The organism is Microbacterium resistens NBRC 103078 (assembly GCF_001552355.1).
Taxonomy (GTDB): domain Bacteria; phylum Actinomycetota; class Actinomycetes; order Actinomycetales; family Microbacteriaceae; genus Microbacterium; species Microbacterium resistens.
In genome coordinates, this window is sequence record NZ_BCRA01000026.1 from 19,314 (window position 1) to 40,250 (window position 20,937).

15 protein-coding genes and 1 tRNA gene are annotated in these 20,937 nt (G+C 71.9%); 6 read left to right on the plus strand and 10 right to left on the minus strand.

What is annotated here, in order from left to right:
* Positions 1-11 precede the first annotated feature (11 nt).
* Positions 12-689 carry a phosphoribosylanthranilate isomerase gene (locus MR1_RS05715; RefSeq protein WP_067243841.1) on the plus strand — a complete coding sequence of 226 codons (678 nt, stop codon included), beginning with the start codon at positions 12-14 and terminating at the stop codon, positions 687-689.
* Positions 690-730: 41 nt separating this feature from the next.
* Here the strand turns inward: MR1_RS05715 and MR1_RS05720 are convergent, their stop codons facing one another.
* On the minus strand, positions 731-3,064 hold the full coding sequence (locus MR1_RS05720; RefSeq protein ID WP_067243842.1) for a transketolase-like TK C-terminal-containing protein: 2,334 nt from the start codon (positions 3,062-3,064) through the stop codon (positions 731-733).
* A gap of 229 nt (positions 3,065-3,293) precedes the next feature.
* Between MR1_RS05720 and MR1_RS05725 the strand changes: the two genes are divergently transcribed.
* Entirely contained in the window at positions 3,294-3,755 is a 462-nt protein-coding gene (locus MR1_RS05725) for an Lrp/AsnC family transcriptional regulator (RefSeq protein WP_067243886.1), read from the plus strand.
* Positions 3,756-4,148: 393 nt separating this feature from the next.
* Here the strand turns inward: MR1_RS05725 and rplA are convergent, their stop codons facing one another.
* The 3 genes from rplA to MR1_RS05740 all read right to left on the minus strand — a co-directional run bounded on the left by rplA (position 4,149) and on the right by MR1_RS05740 (position 6,416).
* Positions 4,149-4,838, minus strand: a complete 690-nt coding sequence (gene rplA / locus MR1_RS05730; RefSeq protein ID WP_067243844.1) for a 50S ribosomal protein L1 — start codon at positions 4,836-4,838, stop codon at positions 4,149-4,151.
* Positions 4,839-4,849: 11 nt separating this feature from the next.
* On the minus strand, positions 4,850-5,281 hold the full coding sequence (gene rplK / locus MR1_RS05735) for a 50S ribosomal protein L11 (protein WP_067243847.1): 432 nt from the start codon (positions 5,279-5,281) through the stop codon (positions 4,850-4,852).
* A 190-nt stretch (positions 5,282-5,471) separates the two neighbouring features.
* Positions 5,472-6,416, minus strand: coding sequence for a helix-turn-helix transcriptional regulator (locus MR1_RS05740; protein WP_255218105.1), 945 nt, complete (start codon positions 6,414-6,416; stop codon positions 5,472-5,474).
* 152 nt (positions 6,417-6,568) lie between these two features.
* Between MR1_RS05740 and MR1_RS05745 the strand changes: the two genes are divergently transcribed.
* Positions 6,569-6,964 carry a VOC family protein gene (locus MR1_RS05745; RefSeq protein ID WP_217996188.1) on the plus strand — a complete coding sequence of 132 codons (396 nt, stop codon included), beginning with the start codon at positions 6,569-6,571 and terminating at the stop codon, positions 6,962-6,964.
* A gap of 141 nt (positions 6,965-7,105) precedes the next feature.
* Here MR1_RS05745 and nusG read toward each other — a convergent pair whose 3' ends face one another.
* From nusG to MR1_RS05760, 3 genes are all read right to left on the minus strand, one after another.
* A complete protein-coding gene (gene nusG / locus MR1_RS05750) occupies positions 7,106-8,119 on the minus strand; it encodes a transcription termination/antitermination protein NusG (protein ID WP_067243852.1) in 1,014 nt (337 codons plus the stop codon).
* A 46-nt stretch (positions 8,120-8,165) separates the two neighbouring features.
* The gene (gene secE / locus MR1_RS05755) at positions 8,166-8,432 is read right to left on the minus strand and encodes a preprotein translocase subunit SecE (protein WP_067243855.1); all 267 of its coding nucleotides are present in this window, start codon (positions 8,430-8,432) and stop codon (positions 8,166-8,168) included.
* 40 nt (positions 8,433-8,472) lie between these two features.
* Positions 8,473-8,545 (minus strand) — tRNA-Trp (locus MR1_RS05760).
* Positions 8,546-8,787: 242 nt separating this feature from the next.
* On the opposite strand from MR1_RS05760, the gene MR1_RS05765 reads away from it, so the two are divergent.
* From MR1_RS05765 to MR1_RS05775, 3 genes are all read left to right on the plus strand, one after another.
* Positions 8,788-10,611 (plus strand): HSP90 family protein, encoded by a 1,824-nt coding sequence (locus tag MR1_RS05765; RefSeq protein WP_067243859.1) that lies wholly within the window; start codon positions 8,788-8,790, stop codon positions 10,609-10,611.
* Between the two features lie 70 nt (positions 10,612-10,681).
* Complete coding sequence (locus tag MR1_RS05770) at positions 10,682-13,486, plus strand: hypothetical protein (protein WP_067243864.1); 2,805 nt, start codon at positions 10,682-10,684, stop codon at positions 13,484-13,486.
* Positions 13,487-13,554: 68 nt separating this feature from the next.
* On the plus strand, positions 13,555-16,068 hold the full coding sequence (locus MR1_RS05775; protein ID WP_067243870.1) for an NB-ARC domain-containing protein: 2,514 nt from the start codon (positions 13,555-13,557) through the stop codon (positions 16,066-16,068).
* A gap of 61 nt (positions 16,069-16,129) precedes the next feature.
* Here the strand turns inward: MR1_RS05775 and poxB are convergent, their stop codons facing one another.
* The 3 genes from poxB to MR1_RS05790 all read right to left on the minus strand — a co-directional run bounded on the left by poxB (position 16,130) and on the right by MR1_RS05790 (position 20,922).
* Positions 16,130-17,854, minus strand: coding sequence for a ubiquinone-dependent pyruvate dehydrogenase (gene poxB / locus MR1_RS05780; protein WP_067243872.1), 1,725 nt, complete (start codon positions 17,852-17,854; stop codon positions 16,130-16,132).
* A 225-nt stretch (positions 17,855-18,079) separates the two neighbouring features.
* Positions 18,080-19,441, minus strand: coding sequence for an NAD-dependent succinate-semialdehyde dehydrogenase (locus tag MR1_RS05785; protein ID WP_067243874.1), 1,362 nt, complete (start codon positions 19,439-19,441; stop codon positions 18,080-18,082).
* 11 nt (positions 19,442-19,452) lie between these two features.
* Positions 19,453-20,922, minus strand: a complete 1,470-nt coding sequence (locus MR1_RS05790; RefSeq protein WP_067243876.1) for an NAD-dependent succinate-semialdehyde dehydrogenase — start codon at positions 20,920-20,922, stop codon at positions 19,453-19,455.
* Positions 20,923-20,937: the final 15 nt, after the last annotated feature.

Genomic DNA, 20,937 nt, shown 5'->3' on the forward strand with positions numbered 1-20,937 from the left:
GAGGAGTCACCATGATCGTCCAGATCTACACCGCGCAGTCCGCCGACGAGGCCGTCGCGCTGGCCGGGCTCGGCGTCGACCACGTCGGCCTTACCCCGACCTCCGTCGGACTGCCCGGGCAGATCACCGAGGCCGTCGCCGCCGAGGCCGTCGCCGCGCTCCGCGGGCGGGCGCGTTCGGTCGCCCTGAGCGTGGAGGTCGACGTGGACGAGATCGCTCGGATGGCCCATGCCGTGCGCCCCGACATCCTGCACCTGTGCGGCGAGATCGGAGCCGTGGGCCCGGAGGACGTGCGACGGCTGCGCACGCTTCTGCCCGCGGGGATGGAGATCATGCAGGCGATCGCGGTCGGCGCCGACGGCGATCTCGCCATGGCGCGCGCATACGCCGAGGTGGCCGACTATCTCATCCTCGACTCGTACACGACGGACGTGCAGGGGGTCGGAGCGGCCGGCGTCACCCACGACTGGTCCCGAAGCGCCGAGATCGTCGCGAGCGTGAGCGTTCCCGTGATCCTCGCCGGGGGCCTGTCGGCCGACAACGTCGCGGAGGCGATCGCCGTCGTACACCCGTGGGGCGTCGACTCCCTCACCCGCACCAATCGTCCCCTCGGGGGCGGACGGTTCGAGAAGGACCTCGACGCCGTGTCCGCGTTCGTCCGCGGAGCGGCCGGAGTGCCGACGCTCTGACCGGTCCGGCGGTGTCCCGGCCCCACGCCCGGGCCACCGCCTCAGTCCGTGAGGTCGAGGACGGCACGGACCATGCTGTCGGCGTCGATGCCGTGATGCCGGTACACCTCGGCGAGGTCGCCCGACTGCCCGAACCGACTGACCCCGAGGTGCCGGGCCGGCACCCCGTGCACGCCCGCGAGGAAGGCCAGCGCGTGCGGGTGTCCGTCGAGGACGGTGACCATGGGCACGGCGCGGTCGGCCGGCAGCACCTGATCGAGGATCCAGCTCTCCGCTGCGGCGTCCTGTCCGCCGCGTGACTGGACGGCCTCGAAGAGCAGACCCGGGCTCGTCACGCAGACGACGTCGACGTCGCGGCCGAGGCGGGACAGACGCTCCGACGCCTCGATCGCCTCGGGGACCATCGCCCCCATCGCCACGAGCGTCGCCGCCGGACGCGCGGCGGTCCGCCACCGGTACCCGCCGGAGACGACCTGCCGGCGGCGCCGTTCGCGCGCCGCCGGGTCGGAGGGAATGGCCGCCAGCGCCTGATCGACCGGTTTCGTCGACAGCCGCAGGTACGCCGAGCGCCCTCCCTTCCGTCCCATCTGCGCCATCGCGGCCAGCAGCGTCCACTCGACCTCTTGGACGAACGCCGGCTCGAACGCGACGCATCCCGGCTGCTCGAGACCGATCGACGGCGTCTTGACGGACTGATGCGCTCCGCCCTCCGGCGCCAGAGACACCCCGGACGGCGTGCCGATGAGGATCGACTGCCCGCCGGCGTAGATCCCGTAGGACCACGGCTCCAGCGCACGTTCGACGAACGGATCGTAGAGCACGCCGATCGGGAACAGCGGCTCGCCCCAGCGGCTCCACGTGGCGCCCAGCTCGCCGAGCAGGCTCACGAGGTTGACCTCCGCGATGCCCAGCTCGATGTGCTGGCCGCTCGGTCGCTCGCGCCAGTGCATGATCGTCTCGGGGTCGTCGTCGAACCAGTCCTGCCTGTCGTCCGTCGACCACACCCCGACCTTGTTGAGCCACCCGGCCAGGTTCGTGCTGGAGCTGACGTCGGGGCTGGCCGTCACCACCCGGCGCGCCACGTCCGGCGCCGAACGCGTGAGATCCAGCAGCACCCGCCCGAGTGCGGCCTGCGTGGTGCCGGTCCCGGACGGCGTGCGGCCGAAATCGGCGGGGACGCGCGGCGGGGACGCCTCCGGCACCGGGGTCCGCGTGAGCCGTGCCGCGGTCTCCGTGCACAGTCGTCCGGCCGCGGTGTCCGGGCCGAACCGCGCCCAGGGAGCGGCGGAGTCCATGCCGCACTCCGACGCGAAGCGGGCGTACTGCTCGTCGGTGAGCAGCGACGAGTGGTTCTGGGGATGACCCGCCGTCGGCAGGCCGTTGCCCTTGATCGTGTACGCGATGATGACGGTCGGGCGCTCGTCGTCGATCTGCGCGAACGCCCTGCGCAGCGCGGCCAGGTCGTGACCGCCGAGGTTGCGGATCGTCTCGACCAGTTCGTCGTCGCCGACGCCGTCCAGCAGTGCGCGAATGGCCGGGGCCGTCTGCCCCGCGCCGGGCAGCCGGTGTCGCAGCTCGGCGGCGGGGCAGCGCAGCAGGCGCTGGTACTCGGCGTTCGGCATGTCCAGGATCCGGGCGCGCAGCTCCGCGCCGCCCGGACGGGAGAAGAGCGCGTCGAGCCGCTGGCCGAACGGCACGGTCAGCACCTGCCATCCCGCCGCGGAGAACATCCGCTCGAGCTTTCCCGCCGCGATGTTGGGCACGACGCGGTCGAGGGACTGCCGGTTCAGGTCGACGATCCACACGAGCTCCCCGAGATCCGGGACGTGGGGATCCAGCAGCGCCTCCCAGACCGCCCCCTCGTCCAGCTCGGCGTCGCCGACCAGGGAGTACTGGCGCCCTCGCGCAGAGGCGCCCGAGATCGTCGCGGCGTAGCGGCGGGCCACCGCTCCCCAGATCGGGGCCGTCGCCCCGATCCCGACGGATCCCGTCGAGTAGTCCACGGTGCCGGGGTCCTTGGCTCTGCTCGGGTAGCTCTGGATGCCGCCGAAGGCACGCAGGGTGGTCATCTGCTCGTCGGTGAGCTCGCCGAGCAGGTAGTGGATGGCGTGCAGCACGGGCGACGCGTGGGGCTTGACCGACACCCGGTCCTCGGGACGCAGCTGGTCGAACCAGAGCGCGGTCATGATCGTGGCGATGGAGGCGCTGGACGCCTGATGCCCGCCCACCTTCAGGCCCGACGGATTCGGCCGGACGCGGTTCGCGTGATGGATCATCGACGTCGCGAGCCACAGCACGCGCTGCTCGATTCGGGCGAGCACGTCGAGATCCACGGGCGGGACGGAGGGAGCGAGAGGGACGACGGAGAGGGACATGTGCGCGGGTCCTCGGGAAGGAGGCACGGGCGCCTTCGCCCGCACCGGGTGCTCCCGGCCCTTCTGGGGCCCTGGCGTCGACGCCTGGTGCGCGTCCTCCGCAGGAGCAGGAACATAAGCAGAATCTGACCTCATTGGAGCATCAAGGGTCGTGATGGACAATAGACAACAGACAAACTGATCAGAACGCGCAGATCAGCCCTCACTACGGCAGGAGGACGTGAGCACCGTGGCAGAGAAGAGAGTCGCCGACCGGACCGATCGCGGACTGCTGCGGCAGCTCATCCGCACGCCGGGCGCCACCATCGTGGCGCTCGCCGAGGCGACGGGTCTCGCCCGCAACACGGTCCGCGCGCGCCTCACCCGCTACGACGAGGACGGCACGCTGCGCTCCTTCCAGCGCCGGATCGACCCGGCCGTCCTCGGATACCCCCTGAGCGCCTACGTGCTCACGCGGGTCACTCAGCGCAAGCTCGACCAGGTCGGCGCGGCGCTCGCCGACGTCCCCGAGGTGATCGAGGCCCTCGGGCTGTCCGGCATCACGGACCTCATGATCCGCGTCGTCGCGCGCGACGCGGACGACCTCTACCGGGTCGCCGGCCGGATCCTCGACATCGACGGCGTCAAGCGGACGACGACCGGCCTGGTGATGCGGGAGATGGTGCCCTACCGGATCGAGCAGCTGCTCTGAGACGGCTGCCGCGGGTCGCCGTTCGCCTGTCTCGCGCGAGCGCGGGTTCTTGCGCGAGGGTGCGCGGGCCCCCGCTGCGCGCACCGCGGGATCAGGCAGACGCGCGGAATCAGGCTGCACTGCCGCGCCAGCGCCTGTTCTCGCGCGTTTGCCTGTTCTCGCGCAAGCGCGGGTTCTTGCGCGCGAGAGATGCGCGGGCCCCGCGGAATTAGGCATACACGCGGAATCAGGCTGCTCTGCCGCGCCAGCGCCTGTTCTCATGCGTTTGCCTGTTCTCGCGCAAGCGCCCGTTCGCGCAGGTGGTGCGCGGGATCGCGACGGCGTCCGCAGACGACGAAGGCCCCCACCGTCCGGTGGGGGCCTTCGTGCGAGCCAACGGGCTCAGGTCTTCGCTCAGATGGCGTTGACGTCCAGCGGGATGCCGGGGCCGAACGTGGTCGACACCGCACCCTTCTGGATGTAACGGCCCTTCGAGCTGGACGGCTTGAGGCGGACGATCTCCTCGAGGGCCGCCTTCATGTTCTCGTCGAGCTGCTCGGCCGAGAAGGACGCCTTGCCCACGACGAAGTGCACGTTGGCGTGCTTGTCGACGCGGAACTCGATCTTTCCGCCCTTGATGTCCTCGACCGCCTTGGCCGGGTTCGGGGTCACGGTGCCGGTCTTCGGGTTCGGCATCAGGCCGCGGGGGCCGAGCACCTTGCCGAGACGGCCGACCTGGCCCATGAGCTCCGGGGTGGAGACGGCCGCGTCGAACGCGGTCCAGCCCCCGGCGACCTTCTCGATGAGCTCGGCACCGCCGACCTCATCGGCGCCCGCAGCGATCGCCGCCTCGGCCGCGGGGCCGGTGGCGAAGACGATGACGCGGGCGGTCTTGCCGGTGCCGTGCGGGAGGATGACGGTGCCGCGCACCATCTGGTCCGCCTTGCGCGGGTCGACCGAGAGCTTCAGGGCGACCTCGACGGTCGAGTCGAACTTCGCCGAGCCGGTCTCCTTGGCGAGGGCGACGGCCTCGCTCGGGGTGTAGAAGCGGTCCGCCTCGATCTTCGCGGCGGCGTTGCGGTAAGCCTTGGACTTGGTAGCCATCGTTATCTCCCTCAGCCCTCGACCGTGATGCCCATGGAACGGGCGGTGCCGGCGATGATCTTCGACGCGGCGTCGATGTCGTTCGCGTTCAGGTCGGCCTGCTTCTGCTCGGCGATCTGACGGACCTGCTCGGCCGAGATCTTGCCGACCTTGACCGTGTGCGGCGTGGCCGAGCCCTTCTGGAGGCCTGCGGCCTTCTTGATGAGCTCCGCCGCCGGCGGGGTCTTCAGGACGAAGGTGAAGCTGCGGTCCTCGTAGACGGTGATCTCCACGGGGATGACGTTGCCGCGCTGCGACTCGGTCGCGGCGTTGTACGCCTTGCAGAACTCCATGATGTTGACGCCATGCTGACCGAGCGCGGGGCCGATCGGCGGCGCCGGGTTGGCGGCGCCGGCGTTGATCTGGAGCTTGATCAGGCCGGTCACCTTCTTCTTCGGTGCCATCGTGATTCCTTTCTCGAGCGGATGCCGTGCGGCACCCCTCTCCCGCCGATCCGGCATCTCCGGATCGCGGTGACGTCCGCGGGCGCGCCGGAACGCGCCGCAAACCACACAAGTCTACCTGATCCCGGACCGTTGGTCCGATCACGTCCGTCGGAGAGACGGAGGCACGAGCGCGGAAGCCGAAGCACCGTCACCCGAGGGGCGCCGGCTCGCCGTGCGCGGAATAGGTCGCGAGGATCTGCTCCCCCAGATCCCGCAACGCGGCGCGGACCTCGGCGGGCTCCACGACCTCCGCGACCCCGGTCCACCCGGCGAGCTGCTCGGCGAGCGCGGACACCCGGTGCGCGCTCACCTCCACGAGGCTGCGCCCGTCGGCATCGGGCTGCGCGTCCGGCACCCGCGCCTGAGCACCGAACCGATCCGTCAGCGCGCGAACGGCCCACGGCTGCACCCGGACCCACGCGCGCGCGGCGCCGCGCAGCTGCTCGACGCGGTCGACCATGCGGGACCACTCCGCGTGCGCGTCGAAATCCGCGGGTCCCGCACCGGCCGCGGACAGCACCTCCTGGGCGCGGATCCGATCGACCCGATAGGTGCGCAGCCGCTGGATGTCGGCGATCTCCGTCCCCTCCGCCGTCGGCGCGCCGAGGAGATACCACCGGGCGCCGCGACTGCCGACGACGAGCGGGACGAGGACGATCTCGCGCTCTCCGTACGAGCCGGCGTAGGTCACGCGAGCCTGCCGACGACGCGCGATCGCGCGCTGCAGCTCGGCCACGGCTCTCGCCTCGGACGCGTCCGCCGCCTCGCCCCACGGCAGATCCCGCACGGTGGCATCCGCCACCCGCCGGGCCCCCTCTCGGAACGGCGCGGGCGCAGCCTGCACGAGCTTGCGCACCGCTGCGATCCGCTCCGGCTCCGCAGCCCCGCCCTGCGTGAGACCGATCAACAACGACGTCACCTCGCTCTCGGTGAGACCGGTCAGATCCGTGCGCGCCCCGCCGATCAGCCGCCAACCGCCTCCGCGTCCGCGGCTCGGGTAGATCGGGACGCCGGCCATCGCGAGCGCCTCGAGATCGCGCCGGGCCGTCGGCACGGAGACCTCCAGTTCGGCCGCCAGCTCCGCGGCCGTGATCCGCTCCCTCCCTGCAGGAGCAACAGGGCCTGGATCAGGCGGTCCGCGCGCATCTCAGAACTTCCTTCGACGAGGTTTTTGAAGTGATCAGAAGGTGATCACTTCACCCGTGAGCATAGAAGGAACAGCACCAACGCCGTGAAGGAGAAATCATGTTCCGTGGACTCGCCAACCTGAACCTCGTCGCCGACGACATGGTCGCCGCCGTGGAGTGGTACAGCGCCGTGTTCGACTCGGCGCCGTACTTCGTAAGGCCCGAGCAGGGGCCTGCACAGTACGCCGAGTGGCGCTTCGGCGACGACGAGGACGAGTTCGCCCTCATGGATGCCCGCTTCCGTCCCGTGCTCTCCCAGCCCGGCGGCGCGCTGGTGAGCATGCACGTCGATGACATCCAGGCGAGCTTCGAGCGCCTGATCGCCCTCGGCGCCCGCCCGTTCGACCCCGTCACCCAGCGCGGAGAGGGCTGGTGGTCGGCGTCTGTCAGCGACCCTTTCGGCAACCTGATCGGGCTCATCCAGAGCCCGCACTGGGCTGCGCAGCACGCCTGACGCGGCTCGGCCGGCACGGATGCACGACCAGGGACAGACGCCCGGCCGGATGCGGGGATCGCCTGTGCGTCCGCGTCGTGCATCGGCACCCGAAACGCGGAACGGCCGCCCCGAGGGGCGGCCGTTCTCGTGAAGCAGGTGTCAGACCATCTTGGTGACCTGATCGAACGACAGCTCGACCGGGGTCTCGCGCTCGAACAGCGAGACGAGCACGGTGAGCTTGCCGCTCTCCGGCTTGATCTCGGAGATCGAACCGGGAAGGCCCGCGAACGAACCCTCCTTGATGGTGATGGTCTCGCCGATCTCGAAGTCGACCTCCGCCGCGAGCGGGCGGGCGACGGCCGTGCCGCCCTTGGCCGCGACGGCCTTGGCGGTGGGGACGTCCTTGACCTCGACGAGCGACTTCAGCATGTTGAAGGCCTCTTCGAAGCGCAGCGGCGTGGGGTTGTGGGCGTTGCCCACGAAGCCGGTGACGCCGGGCGTGTGGCGGACGACCGACCAGGTGTCCTCGTTGAGCTCCATCCGCACGAGCACGTAGCCGGGGATCCGGACGCGCGTGACCATCTTGCGCTGCCCGTTCTTGATCTCGACGACGTCCTCCATCGGGACCTCGATCTGGTAGATGTCGTCCTCGACCTCGAGCGTCGACTTGCGCTGCTCGATGTTGGCCTTCACCTTGCGCTCGAATCCGGCGTAGGAGTGGATGACGTACCACTTGCCGGGGAGCATCCGCAGGTCGGCGCGGAAGGCCTCGTAGGGGTCCTCCTCGTCGGCGTCGTCGGCCGCCTCGTCCTCCCCGTTCACGTCGGGGCCGTCGTAGGGCGTGACCTCCTCGGCCGCGGCGGCCTCGCGGTCCGCGGCCTCCTCGGCCGTGGCGTCGTTGAGGACCTCAGCGGCGGCCTCGGACTCCGCCGCCTCGTCCAGGTTGAGAGCGTCGTTCACGATCGCGTCCGCCTCCGGGTCTTCGATGTCGATGTCTTCATCCGTGTCGTCCTCGTCCGCCTCGTCGCCCTCGATGTGCAGGGCCACGTGCTCGGCGGGGGTGACGGAGCGCTCCTGCTCGGAGAGCATCTCGCCCTCCTGCGCCTCGTCCTCCTCGCTCGACTGCTCAGCGGCGGTCGCCCAGTCGGCGTCGTCGGGGAATCGTTCAGACACTTGATTTCTTTCGGTCAGGTGGGGCGTCAGGACTCGACCCGTGGGATCACGCAGGGACGCCGAAGACTTGCGCCGTCAGCCACGAGAACACCATGTCGAGGCCGTAGACCAGCCCCATCATCACCAGGACGAACGCCAGGACGACCAGCGTGTACTTGACCAGCTCCTTGCGCGTCGGGGTGACGACCTTGCGGAGCTCGGCGATCACCTGGCGGAAGAACAGCGCGATACGACCGAAGAAGCCCAGCTTCTTCTCGCGGCCCGCGCCGCCGTTCGCTGCGGAGACCACAGCGCCCGATGCGTCCTGAACCATCCTGAATGTACCTTTCGTGTGCCAGCTTCGCGCTGACGCGCAGGGCGGACAGGAATCGAACCTGCAACCTGCGGTTTTGGAGACCGCTGCTCTGCCAATTGAGCTACCGCCCTAGAGACCCGGAGGTCTCTGCCCGCGTTCCCCGTCGGTCCCGGTCAGACCGGGGCACGGCGAAAGAATGCAGACAACAACTGCGGATCCAGTGTACGGCATGCCGGAGGCCCCCGCCGAACCGGGGCCGGTCCCGGGCGAGGCGCGGCGACGGCGACGCCGTTCCTGTGAGCGGGAGGGCCCCTGGTTGTTAGGCTCGGCACGCGGCCCGGACACCGGGCGAGGGCCGCAGGGAGGGAGCGCGGTGGGCGCCGAGATTCAGCAGTTCCAGGTGGATCTGCGCGGGGTCGTGGACCTGCTCAGTCGGCACATCTACTCCGGTCCGCGGGTGTACCTCCGGGAGCTGCTGCAGAACGCCCGCGATGCGGTGACCGCTCGCGCCGAGGTCGACGGCGGCGGAGGACGGATCGGGATCCGCCCGCTCACCGACGCCACCGGCGAGTTCGTCCTCACCGACGACGGCGTGGGCCTCACGTCCGCCGAGGTCGCGGACCTGCTCGCCACCGTGGGCCGCAGCTCCAAGCGCGACATCTTCGACCTGCCCCGCTCGGACTACCTCGGGCAGTTCGGGATCGGTCTGCTGAGCTGCTTCATGGTCGCCGACGCCATCGTGATCCGCTCCCGCAGCGCGCGCGGAGGCGCCCCCGTGGAGTGGACCGGGAACGCCGACGGCACCTTCCACGTCCGTGAGCTGGACGAGGATCTGCCCATCGGCACCAGCGTCCACCTCGCGCCGCGCTTCGGCCAGGCCGACCTGCTGCGCGCCGACGCGGTCCGTGACCTCGCGCGCACCTTCGCCGAGTTCCTGCCCGTGTCCGTGCAGCTGGAGCTGCCGGACGGCGGTGTCGCCGACCTCACCCATCCCGCCCCGTTCCTTTCCCTGCGCGAGGATCCCGAGTCGGCCGCGGCCTACGGCCGCGAGCTGCTCGGGGCGACGCCCCTCGACCTCATCGAGCTGGACGAGCCCGCCACCGGCACGCGCGGCGTCGCGTACGTCCTCCCCTTCGCCCCTCCTCCCGGCGCGCGCCAGGCCACCCGCATGTATCTGGGCCGGATGCTCCTGTCCGAGCGCGCCGACGACGTCCTTCCGGACTGGGCCTTCTTCGTCCGCGCCGTCGTCGACTCCACGGGCTTGTCGCCGACCGCCAGCCGCGAGTCGCTCGTCGAGGACGCCGCCCTGGAGCACGTGCGCGAGCACCTGGGCGCGGCGATCCGTCGATGGGTGCTGGAGCTCGGGCTGCGGGAGCCGCACCGCCTGGCGCAGTTCGTCGCGGTGCACGAGGTCGGGCTGAAGTCGTTGATCCGCCACGACGAGGAGCTGGCGCGCTTCATCACGCGGTGGCTCACCGTGGAGACCACGCACGGCACGATGAGCGTCGGCGACCTGGTCGAGCGGCATCCGCACATCCGCTACGCCGAGACCGTGGATGAGTTCCGCCAGGTGGCGGGGATCAGTCGCGCCGACCAGATCCTGGTCAACGGCGGCTACCTGTACGACGCCGACCTCGTCCGGCGGCTGGCGGACCTGTACCCGTCGGTCACGGTGGAGAAGGTCGACGTTGTGGGCGAGCTGGACCGCCTCGATCCGCCGCCGCTCGACGACCGCGCCTCCGCCGTCGCCCTGGAGGACCGCGCGGCCGCCGTGCTCGCCGGGATCGGCTGCGCCGTGGTGGTGCGCACGATCGGCCAGTCCGAGCTTCCCGCGCTGTACGTCGCCGACCCCGCGGTCCTGCGGCGGATGGATCGCACCCGGACGAAGGGCGTGACCGGGACGCTGTGGGGCGGCGTGCTGGACCGCATCGACGACGCGGTCGGGCCGGGCACGGACGACGATCTCGCCGCGCGCCTCTGCCTGAACTGGTCCAACCGCGTGGTCAGGGCGCTGCGCGGCGTGACCGACGACGCCGTGTTCGCCCGGACCGTCCAGCTCCTCTACATCCAGGCGCTGCTGGCCGGTCATCGCCCCCTCTCCGACGCCGACCGCTCCCTCATGACCGGGGCGCTCGCCGACCTCGTGGCGCTCTCCGCGGGGCTCGGCGCGGAGCATCCGCCCCTGCCGGAGCTGTGACCGCCGCGCTGTCAACGCGTGTCGACACGCTCCGCTCGCTCAACGACCGAAAGCAGCCTCAGGAGGAACCATGCCTGGCCCCAAGAACCGTCTCATCGAGCTGTTCGACGAGATCGACCGCACCCCGTGGGGTCCGCATGAGCAGGCCCTGACGGCCGAGGCGGTGGCGCTGGCCGTCGAGATCGGCGACGAGGAGCTGGAGTACCGGGCACGGATGCGCCAGACCGCGTCGGCGAACATGGGCGGGATCACCGATCTCATGCTGACCTCGTTCGCCTGGTGCCTCGCGCACCACGACGCCGACCCCGTCCGCTTCCCCGCCGACATCGAGAACGGCGCGGCGGATCTCATGTGGCAGTTCAAGTGGATGGCGTCGTCGCTGCGCTCCTCCCCCGCCTTCGCCGCCGACCAGATCGCCGCGGTCCTGGACGACATGGAGGCGCACTACCGCACGGCCGGGCTGGGCATGAGCGGCGTGCTCATGGCCCGGTTCGAGGACGCGTGGGCCTCCGGCCGGATCGACGAGGCCGAGCGCCTGCGCGTCCGGCTCGAGGCGACGCCGCGCGATTCGCACAGCCACTGCGACGCCTGCGGACGCAGCCAGATCGCGGGCTTCTTCGCCGAGACCGGGCGTGAGGACGAGGCCCTGCGCCTCGTCGACGAGATGATCGAGGGCGGCTTCTCCTGCGGCGAGGAGCCCGAGCACGCCCTGTCGGTGTCCCTCGTCCCCGCTCTGCACGAGGGCCGCCACGACGACGCCAAGGCCGCTCATCTGCGGAGCTACCGGATGTCCAAGGACAACCCGGATCTGCTCTCGACGATCGCGAACAACATCGTCTTCTGCGCGGTGACCGGCAACGAGGCCCGCGCGCTGAGCCTGGTCGAGCGGCACCTGCCGTGGCTGGCCCACGACCCGCTCGCCGTCCGCGCCCACGTCCGGATGCTTCAGGCGGTCGGCACGACCCTCGACCGCGTGGTCGCCGCCGGTCACGGCGATACCCCGGTGCGCGGCGCGGACGCCGCCGAGCTCGTCCCGTTCTTCGGCGAGCGCGACGGCGGCCGCGGACCATGGACGGCCACCGAGCTCGCGGGAGCCGCGTGGGCGGCCGCGGAGCGGATCGGACGTCGATTCGACGAGCGCGACGGGACGGACGGGCAGGCCCGACGGCTCGAGGCGGCGCGTGCGCTCGCGACGGAGAGCTTCGACGTCCCGATCCGCTCGGACGCGTTCGTGACGCCGCCCGCGGATCAGGCGCCCGCCGACCCGGACGGCTGGTACCGCCGCGTGGTCGACCTCTCGGCGTTCGGCGCGGCGCACGAGGCCCTCGAAGCCCTGCCGCACGTGATCGACGCCGTCGACGCGGAACGCCGCGCCGTGCTCACCGGCCAGCGCCTGGCCGCCCTCGTGCACCTCGGCCGCGACGAGGAGGCGGCGACCCTGCTGGAGGATCGCGTGCGGACCCTCCGCGAAGCCGGGGAGACCTCCCAGGCGGACGTGGAGGAGCGCTTCGGCCTGGCGCTGTTCGGGCGTGCCTCCGACGAGGACCTGGACGGGCTCGCGCAACTGCTCGCGTCGTCCGCGGACCTCTCCCCGCGCACTCGGGGCGACATCGCCCTGACCCTGGCCCACCATCGCGACGAGACCGACCCGGCCGCGGCCATGGACCTCGTGGAGCAGGCCGCGCGCCACTTCGACGCCGCACAGGACACGCGCCTCGGGTACGGCGCCGTGCTCGCCGCGATCGGTCTCCTCGTGCGCAACGACGACGCGGAGGCGGCCTTGGTGCACGCCGAGCGCCTGCTGGAGGACCCGGAGACGCCGCAGGGCGTCCGTGCTCGGGCACTGGAGGTGCGGGCCCGCATCCGCGGCGGTCGCGGGGAGTTCGCCGCCGGCGCCGCCGACGCCGACGAGGTCAGCCGGATCGTGGCGGGTCTCGGCGGACGCCGGGCCCTGGCCAACGCGCAGTTCCTCGCCGGGGCGCTGTGGGAGGACGCCGGAGAGCCGGAGCAGGCCCTCGCCCGCTATCGGGTGACGGCCCGGTTCGCGGAGCAGGAGGGCGGCGACGTCGCCGGCGCGAAGTACCGCGTCGGACGGACCATGCTGGCCATCGGCGACGCCGCGGAGGCGGCGGAGGTGTTCGGGGACGTGCTGGCGATCGAGGAGGAGCAGGACGAGCCGGCGGGGAGCCGGGCGATGACCGTGTCGATGCTGGCACGGGCGCTGCGCGCCGCGGAGGAGTTCGGCCCGGCGTACGGAGCGTTCGGTCATGCCGCCCAGCTGTTCGGCGAGGCGGAGGCGCCCGCCGACCAGGCGATGGCGATGCTGGAGCAGGCACGGATTCTCGGTCAGTTCGGCGAGCAGGACGACGCGGTCGAGCTGCTGGAGTCCGCCGCGGAGATCGTCCGCACCGCGCCGGATGCCCTCGGCGCCGTCGTCGAGGTGCTGCACAACCTGGGCCAGGCCTACGGCGCGAAGCAGGATGCCCGCGCCTTCGCCCTGTTCGACGAGGTGGAGCGGCTCGCGGCCGAGAACGACGCCGACTGGCTCGTGGCGGACGTGACCGACTCCCGCGCCCGTGCTCTCGCGCCGCTGGGCCGCATCGACGAGGCCGTCTCGGCGGCCCTGACCGCCTCGGACGGCTACGCCGCCGCGGGTGACGTGCAGTCCGCCGGCGGGGCCGCGCTGATGGCTGCGCGGATCCTCGCCGGCGACGGCCGCGCGGAGGACGCGGTGGCGGCCTACCGCGCCGCCGTCGAGCACGCGGCCGAGATCCCTCCCCTGCGCCAGATCGCCGCGCTCGAGCTCGGCGACGTCCTGCAGGGGCTGGGACGCGCCGGGGAGGCGGCCCAGGCCCGCGCGCTCGCCGAGGACTGAGTCCGCCCGATCCCGGCGACGGGAGGCGGCCGGGGTACCGCTAGCATCGGCGCGGGGAAAGGACGACGATGCCACACGCCGAAGACGCCGTCGACTGGGACCGGCCGCCGACCGGCCTGGACACGATCGCCGCCGAGCTGCGCGGGATGCGGGAGGCCGCGGGTTCCCCGTCCTACGAGGAGATCGGCCGCCGCGTCGTCGAGCTCCAGGCGGCGCGCGGGGTGCCGGAGCATCGACGCCAAGGCCTGGCGAAGACCACGGTGTGGGCGTCGTTCCAGCAGGGACGACGCCGGCTCGACGCCACGGCCGTCGCCGACATCGCCGCCGTGCTCGGCCTCCCCGAGCATCTGCGCGAGCCGTGGGCGCAGCGGGTGCGTCTGGCCCGCTCGGCCACCGACGGCGCCGCGGTCGCCGTGGTGCGCCACGAGCCGCCCGCCCCGGTCCCCTCCTTCACCGGACGCCAGGACGCCCTCGCCCGGGCCGCCGCGGCCCTCGCGGTCCCGACCCGGCTCTGGCTCACCGGCATGGGAGGAGCGGGCAAGACGCAGCTCGCCCTGAGGACGCTGGCGGATCTCCGGGCCGAAGCGGTGTTCCTGGACCTGCGCGGAAAAGGCGCGGGCGCGCTACCCGTCGATCCCGACGCCGCGCAGCGCGCCGTCCTCCGCCAGCTCGACACCGACGATACGACGGCCAGGACGCCGCAGGAGCGTGCGACGCTCATCCGCCACACCCTCGCCAGCCGCCGCGCCGTCCTGGTGCTGGACGACGCCTCCGGGGTCGAGCAGGTCGACCGCATCGTCGGGCAGGACCCCGCGTGCGCGGTGCTGGTCACCAGCCGGGCGCGCCCCGGCGGCTCGCCGTGGACGGTCATCGACGTCGACGGACTGGACGCGCAGGAGACGGCGGCGCTGCTGGAGACCCTCTCCGCCGGATCCGTCGTCGACAGGTCCGAGGCCGAGCGCCTCATCGAGGCCACCGGCGGCCTGCCCCTGGCGGTGGCCCTCGTCGGCGCCCGCCTGGCGACGCATCCCACGTGGACCCTCGCCGAGCACATCGACCTGATGGCCGAGCGCGTGGCGACGGCGCGCGTGGACGACGACATCCGCGCCTCCCTGGCCCTGTCGTACACCGCTCTCGGCGCCGACGCCACCCTGCTGCTCCGGGCCTTCGCCGACCTCCCCGTCGCCGAGCTGGGCGCCGACGCGGCGGCCGCGGTCCTCGACGGGGACCGGGACCGCGCTCGGAAGGCGATCGCCGAGCTCGTCGACGCGAGCGTCGCCGTCCGCCGTGACGACCGGCACATCGGGCTGCACGCGCTCGTGCGCGCCTTCGGTCGCGAGCGCGCGGAGGAGACGGATCCCCCGCGGCTGCGCTCGGCGACGTTCGAGCGCGTGGCGCGGACGGCCGCCGAGCGGACCTGGGCCGCCTACGCGACCCTGGCGCGGGCGACGGGCGATCGCGCCCGCAGCACCGCGTTCGTCTACCCCGAGCAGGACTGGAGCGAGGACGAGGCCCGGGCGTGGCTCCGCCGTGAGCTGCCGTCCCTGCTCGCGCTCGCCCATGCCGCGCCCGACCGCGGACACCCCGAGCTGCTGTTCCGGCTCTCCGAGGGGCTCAGCTGGTGGATGACCGTCGCCGGATACGTGAGCGAGGCGGTGCGGCTGCATGAGGCGGCGATGGACACGGCGATCCTCGTGGGCGACGACCTCGCCGCGGGGAAGGCGAGCGGCGACGCGGGCCAGCTCCTGCTGTTCGGCGACGACCTGGACACCGCGCAGGAGTACTTCGACCGCGCCATGTCGTTCGCCGACGAGTCCTCCTCGCACCCTGATCCCCGGTTCGTCGGGCTCCTGCTCAACCAGTCCGCGATGATCGACCGACGACAGGGCCGACCCGAGGTGGCGAAGGAGAAGCTGGAGCGGGCGACGCGGATCCACGAGGAGCTGGACGACAAGGTCGTCCTGACCGTGGACCTGCTGAACCTGAGCATCACCCTGCACACCCTCGGCCTGTTCGACGAGGAGGAGGCGGTCATCGCGCGAGGGCTGCGGATCGCCGAGGAGATCGGGCATCGCCTCTTCGAGGCGAACCTCCGGGTGAACCAGAGCACCATGCTGATCCGCCAGGGCCTCGTGGACGAGGCCGTCGAGACGACGCGGATCGCCAAGAGGCTGGGCGAGGAGCTGGAGTACGAGCACATCCTGGTGTACGCCGACTCCCACCTGGGCGTCGCGCTCGGCACGCGCGGAGACCTCGACGAGGCCGTGGAGGTCCTGGAGGCCTCCCTGGAGCGCGCCCGGGCCATGGCGCAGGCGATGATCACAGCGGACACGCTGATCATCGCGGCCCCCTGGATCGCGCGGGCCGGCGACGCGGACCGAGCCCGCGACATGCTCCGCGAGGCGGAGGAGCTCCTGCCCTTCACCGAGCACATGCTCCACGGGCAGATCCTCCATGAGCGCTCGAAGCTCGCCGACGACGCCGGAGACCGCGACGCCCTGCGCCGCGCCGCCGTGGAGCGATTCGACCAGGCCGGCTGCTACCTCGCCGATGAGGTGCGCGCCGAGCTCGCCGCCGGATAGCGCGGCTCAGCCCATCGGAGGCGGCTCGCCGCCTCCGATGGGCTGACCGCCGCGGACCGGGTCAGAACAGCTGGCGCCAGTTCGCCTTGGCGAGGTCGAGCAGCTCGTCCCCGCGCCCGGACAGGACCGTGCGGATGGCGTACAGCGCGAACCCCTTGACCTGCTCCGCGGTCACCGCGGGCGGCATCGAGAGCTCCTGGCGCTCGGTGACGACGTCGAGCAGCGCCGGCCCGTCGTGCGCGAGGACCTCCCGCAGGGCGTCCTCGAGCTCGTCGGAGCGCTCGACGCGTCGGGCGAAGATCCCGCAGGCCTGCGCGACCGCGGCGAAGTCCGGGTTGTGCAGGTCCGTCCCGTAGGTCACGAAGCCGGCCGCCTTCATCTCCAGCTCGACGAAGTTGAGCGACGAGTTGTTCACGACGATCGTCTTCACCGGAAGGGCGTTCTGGGTGAGCGTGATGAGCTCGCCCAGCATCATGGTCAGGCCGCCGTCCCCGGCCAGCGCCACGACCTGTCGATCCGGGTGCGTGGCCTGCGCACCGATGCCGTGCAGCAGCGCGTTCGCCATGGATCCGTGGTTGAACGACCCGATCAGGCGCCGCTTCCCGTTCATGCTCAGGTAGCGCGCCGCCCACACCGTCGGCGAGCCGACGTCCGCGGTGAAGACCGCATCCTCGGCGGCCGCCTCGTCGAGCAGCCGGGCCAGGTACTGCGGGTGGATCGGCGCCTTGCCCCGCGACGGCACCGCCAGCTCGTCGAGCTTCGCGCGGGTCTTCCGGTAGTGGGCGGTGGCGTCGTCCAGGTGCGCGCGGCTCCGGTCCGCCCGCAGCCGGGGAAGAAGCGCCTCCGCCGTCGCCCCGACGTCGCCGACCAGTCCGAGATCGAGCGGATGCCGGCGACCGAGCTGCGCGCCGCGGATGTCGACCTGGATGGTCGTCGCATCCGCCGGGTAGAACTGCGGATACGGGAAGTCGGACCCGAGCACGAGCAGCGCGTCGGCGCCCTCCATCGCCCGATAGCCGGACGCGAAGCCCAGCAGGCCGGTCATGCCGACGTCGTGGGGGTTGTCATACTCGATGAACTCCTTGCCCCGGAGCGCGTGGACGACGGGCGCCGCCAGCCTGTCGGCGAGGGCGACGACGGCGTCGTGGGATCCCTGCACTCCGGCGCCGGCGAGGATGGTCACGCGCTTGGCGGCGTTCAGAAGGGTCGCCGCACGCTCCAGTTCGTCCGCGGAGGGGACGACGACCGGGCGCGCGCGCTCGATCACGGTCACCCGGTCGTCCTCGGCCTCGGCCAGGGCGATGTCCCCCGGGATGACGAGCACCGCGACGCCGCGCTCCTCGATCGCGGTGCGCATCGCGATCTCCAGCAGGCGCGGCATCTGGGCCGGGTCCGAGACGTACTCGACGTAGACGCTGGACTCCCGGAAGAGCTCCTGCGGGTGGGTCTCCTGGAAGTAGGTGGTCCCGATCTCGCTCGTCGGGATGTGCGCCGCGATCGCGAGCACCGGGACCCGCGACCGGTTGGCGTCGTAGAGGCCGTTGATGAGGTGGAGGTTGCCGGGGCCGCAGGACCCCGCGACGACGGCGAGGTCTCCGGTCAGCGCGGCCTCCGCAGCTGCGGCGAACGCCGCGGACTCCTCGTGCCGCACGTGGACCCAGCGGATGGTGCCGTCCTTGCGCAGCGCGTCGGTGAACCCGTTGAGGGAGTCCCCGGGGATGCCGTACACGCGCGTGACGCCGTTCGCGCGGAGGGACTGGACGATGTTCTCGGCGACGTTGGTCATACCCCGACGCTACTCCGGGCAAGCGACCGCAGGGCCCTTCTCCCGAGGTTCCGCCGCGCCGGATCAGGCATCCGCGCGCAATCAGGCGCGTATCGTGCAAAGCTGCCTGATCCCGCGCGATCGCCTGTCCCGGCGCGAGGGAGGGGAACGCGAGCGGAGCAGGAACGCGCCGGGAACGCGAGCGGGCCGCCCTCCCGAGGGGAGGACGGCCCGCAGCAGTCGGCGTCAGGCGACGCGGATCAGCTTCTTGTTCACGAACTCGTCCGCCGCGAGCAGACCCAGCTCCCGCGAGGTGCCGCTGCGCTTCACCCCGCCGAACGGCAGTTCGGGGCTGTCGGCGAGGACGACGTTGACATAGACCATCCCGGCCTCGATCGCGTCCGCCACCCGCTCGGCCTGCGCCGGATCGGTCGTGAAGACGTACGACCCCAGCCCGAACGACGTGTCGTTGGCGAGCGCGACGGCGGCCTGCTCGTCGGCCACCCGGTAGACGACGGCCGCGGGTCCGAACAGCTCTTCGCGGTAGACGTCCATCTCGGGAGTCACGTCGGCCAGCACGGTCGGGGCGAAGAAGGCGCCCTCCCGTGTGCCGCCGGTGAGCAGCGTCGCGCCCTGGGCGACGGCCGTGTCTATCTGCTCCTGCAGCCGCTCCGCCGCCGCCAGCGACGACAGCGGCCCGAGCACGGTGTCCTCCTGCGTGGGGTCCTCGGCGGACACCGCCGAGAGCGCCGCCACGAACTTCTCCGTGAACGCGTCGTACAGGGCGTCCGTCACGATGAACCGCTTGGCGCCGTTGCACGACTGGCCGTTGTTGTCCAGGCGCGCGTCCACCGCGGACTGCACGGCGGCGTCCAGGTCGTCCGTGGACAGCAGGATGAACGGGTCCGACCCGCCCAGCTCCAGCGCCACCTTCTTCAGGTTGCGGCCGGCGACCTCGGCCACCGCCGCTCCCGCGCGCTCGGATCCGGTGACCGAGACGCCGTGCACGCGCGGGTCGGCGATGATGGTCGCCGCCTGCTCGTTCGTGGCGTACACGTTCACGTACCCGCCGTCGGGAAGCCCGGCGTCGGCGTAGATCCGCTCCAGCGCCGCCGAGGACTCGGGGCACTGCGGCGCGTGCTTGAGGATGATCGTGTTGCCGATCGCGAGATTCGGCGCGGCGAAGCGGGCCACCTGGTACGCCGGGAAGTTCCACGGCATGATGCCCAGGAGCGCGCCCAGCGGCGCACGGCGGACCACCGCGGTGCCCTCGCCGAGGATGTCCAGCGGCTGGTCGGCGGTGATCCGGTCGATGTTGTCCGCATAGAACTCGATGATGTCGGCGGCGAAGTCCACCTCGCCGACCGCGGCGGCGACGGGCTTGCCCATCTCGCGCACGATGATCTCGGCGAGCTCGTCACGGCGTTCGCGGTGCAGCTCGGCGATCCGGCGGATCACGGCGGCGCGCTCGGACGGGGGCGTCGTGCCCCAGACCGTGGCCGCCGCGGCGGCGCGGGCGACGGCGTCCTCGATCTGCGCGTCGGTGGCGGTCGGATAGGTGGCCAGGGTCTCGCCCGTGGCCGGGTTCACGACGGCGTAGTCGGTCATGTCGGTTCCTCTCAGTCGACCGGGATGAGCGTGTACTTGGTGGACAGGAACTCGTGGATGCCCTCGAACCCGCCCTCGCGGCCGATCCCGGACTGCTTGACTCCGCCGAACGGGGCGGCGGCGTTGGAGACGACCCCCACGTTCAGCCCCATCATGCCCGTCTCGAGCGCGTCGATCATCCGGTGACCGCGCTGCAGGTCCTCGGTGAACACATAGGAGACGAGCCCGTACTCGGTGTCGTTGGCCAGGCGCACGGCCTCGGCCTCGTCGCGGAAAGTGGCGATCGCCAGCACCGGGCCGAAGATCTCCTCCTTCAGGATGGCGCTGCCGGCCACCACGTCGGTGAGGACCGTCGGGGCGTAGAACGTGCCCTCCCCCTCGATCGCCGTGCCGCCGGCGAGCAGCCGCGCGCCGCGGTCGACGGCGTCGCCGACGAGCTCGGCCGCCTTGTCCACGGCGTCGGAGTCGATCAGCGGGCCGATGGTCACGCCCTCCTCGGTGCCGCGGCCGACCTTCATCGCCTGCACGCGCTCGGTCACCCGGCGGGCGAACTCCTCGGCGACGTCCGCGTGGACGATGAAGCGGTTGGCCGCCGTGCAGGCCTGGCCGATGTTGCGGAACTTCGCCGCCAGTGCGCCCTCCACGGCCTTGTCGAGGTCGGCGTCCTCGAACACGACGAACGGCGCGTTGCCGCCGAGCTCCATCGAGACGCGCAGCACGCCCTGGGCCGCCTGCTCGATGAGGCGCTGGCCGACCGGGGTCGAACCGGTGAAGGAGAGCTTGCGCAGGCGCGGGTCGGCGATGATCGGCCCGGACAACGCCCCGGACCGGGACGTCTGCACGACGTTGACCACACCCTTGGGCAGCCCCGCCTCCTCCAGCAGCGTGGTGAAGAAGATCGTGGTGAGCGGCGTCAGCGCCGGGGGCTTGATGACCACCGTGCAGCCGGCGGCGAGCGCCGGGGCGATCTTCCGCGTCGCCATCGCGAAGGGGAAGTTCCACGGCGTGATGAAGAACGACGGTCCGACGGGACGCTGCGAGACGACCATGCGGCCCGTGCCCTCGGGGTTCAGGCCGTAACGGCCGGAGATGCGCACGGCCTCCTCGCTGAACCAGCGGAGGAACTCGCCGCCGTAGGCGACCTCGCCGCGGGCCTCCGCGAGGGGCTTGCCCATCTCGAGGGTCATCAGCAGCGCCAGGTCCTCCTTGTGGGCCTGGACGAGGTCGAAGGCGCGGCGCAGGATGTCGCTGCGCGTTCGGGGCGGGGTCGCCGCCCAGGCGTCCTGCGCGGCGACGGCGGCGTCGAGGGCGCGGATGCCGTCCTCGGGGGTCGCGTCCGCGATCGAGCGGATCACGGCTCCGGTGGACGGGTCGTGCACGTCGAAGGTGCGCTCGGTCTGCACCCACTCGCCGCCGATGAAGAGGCCGGTGGGGACGCGGTCGAGCAGCTCCTGCTCGACCGGTGCGATCTGCGTGGTCATGGATTCTCCTCCGTG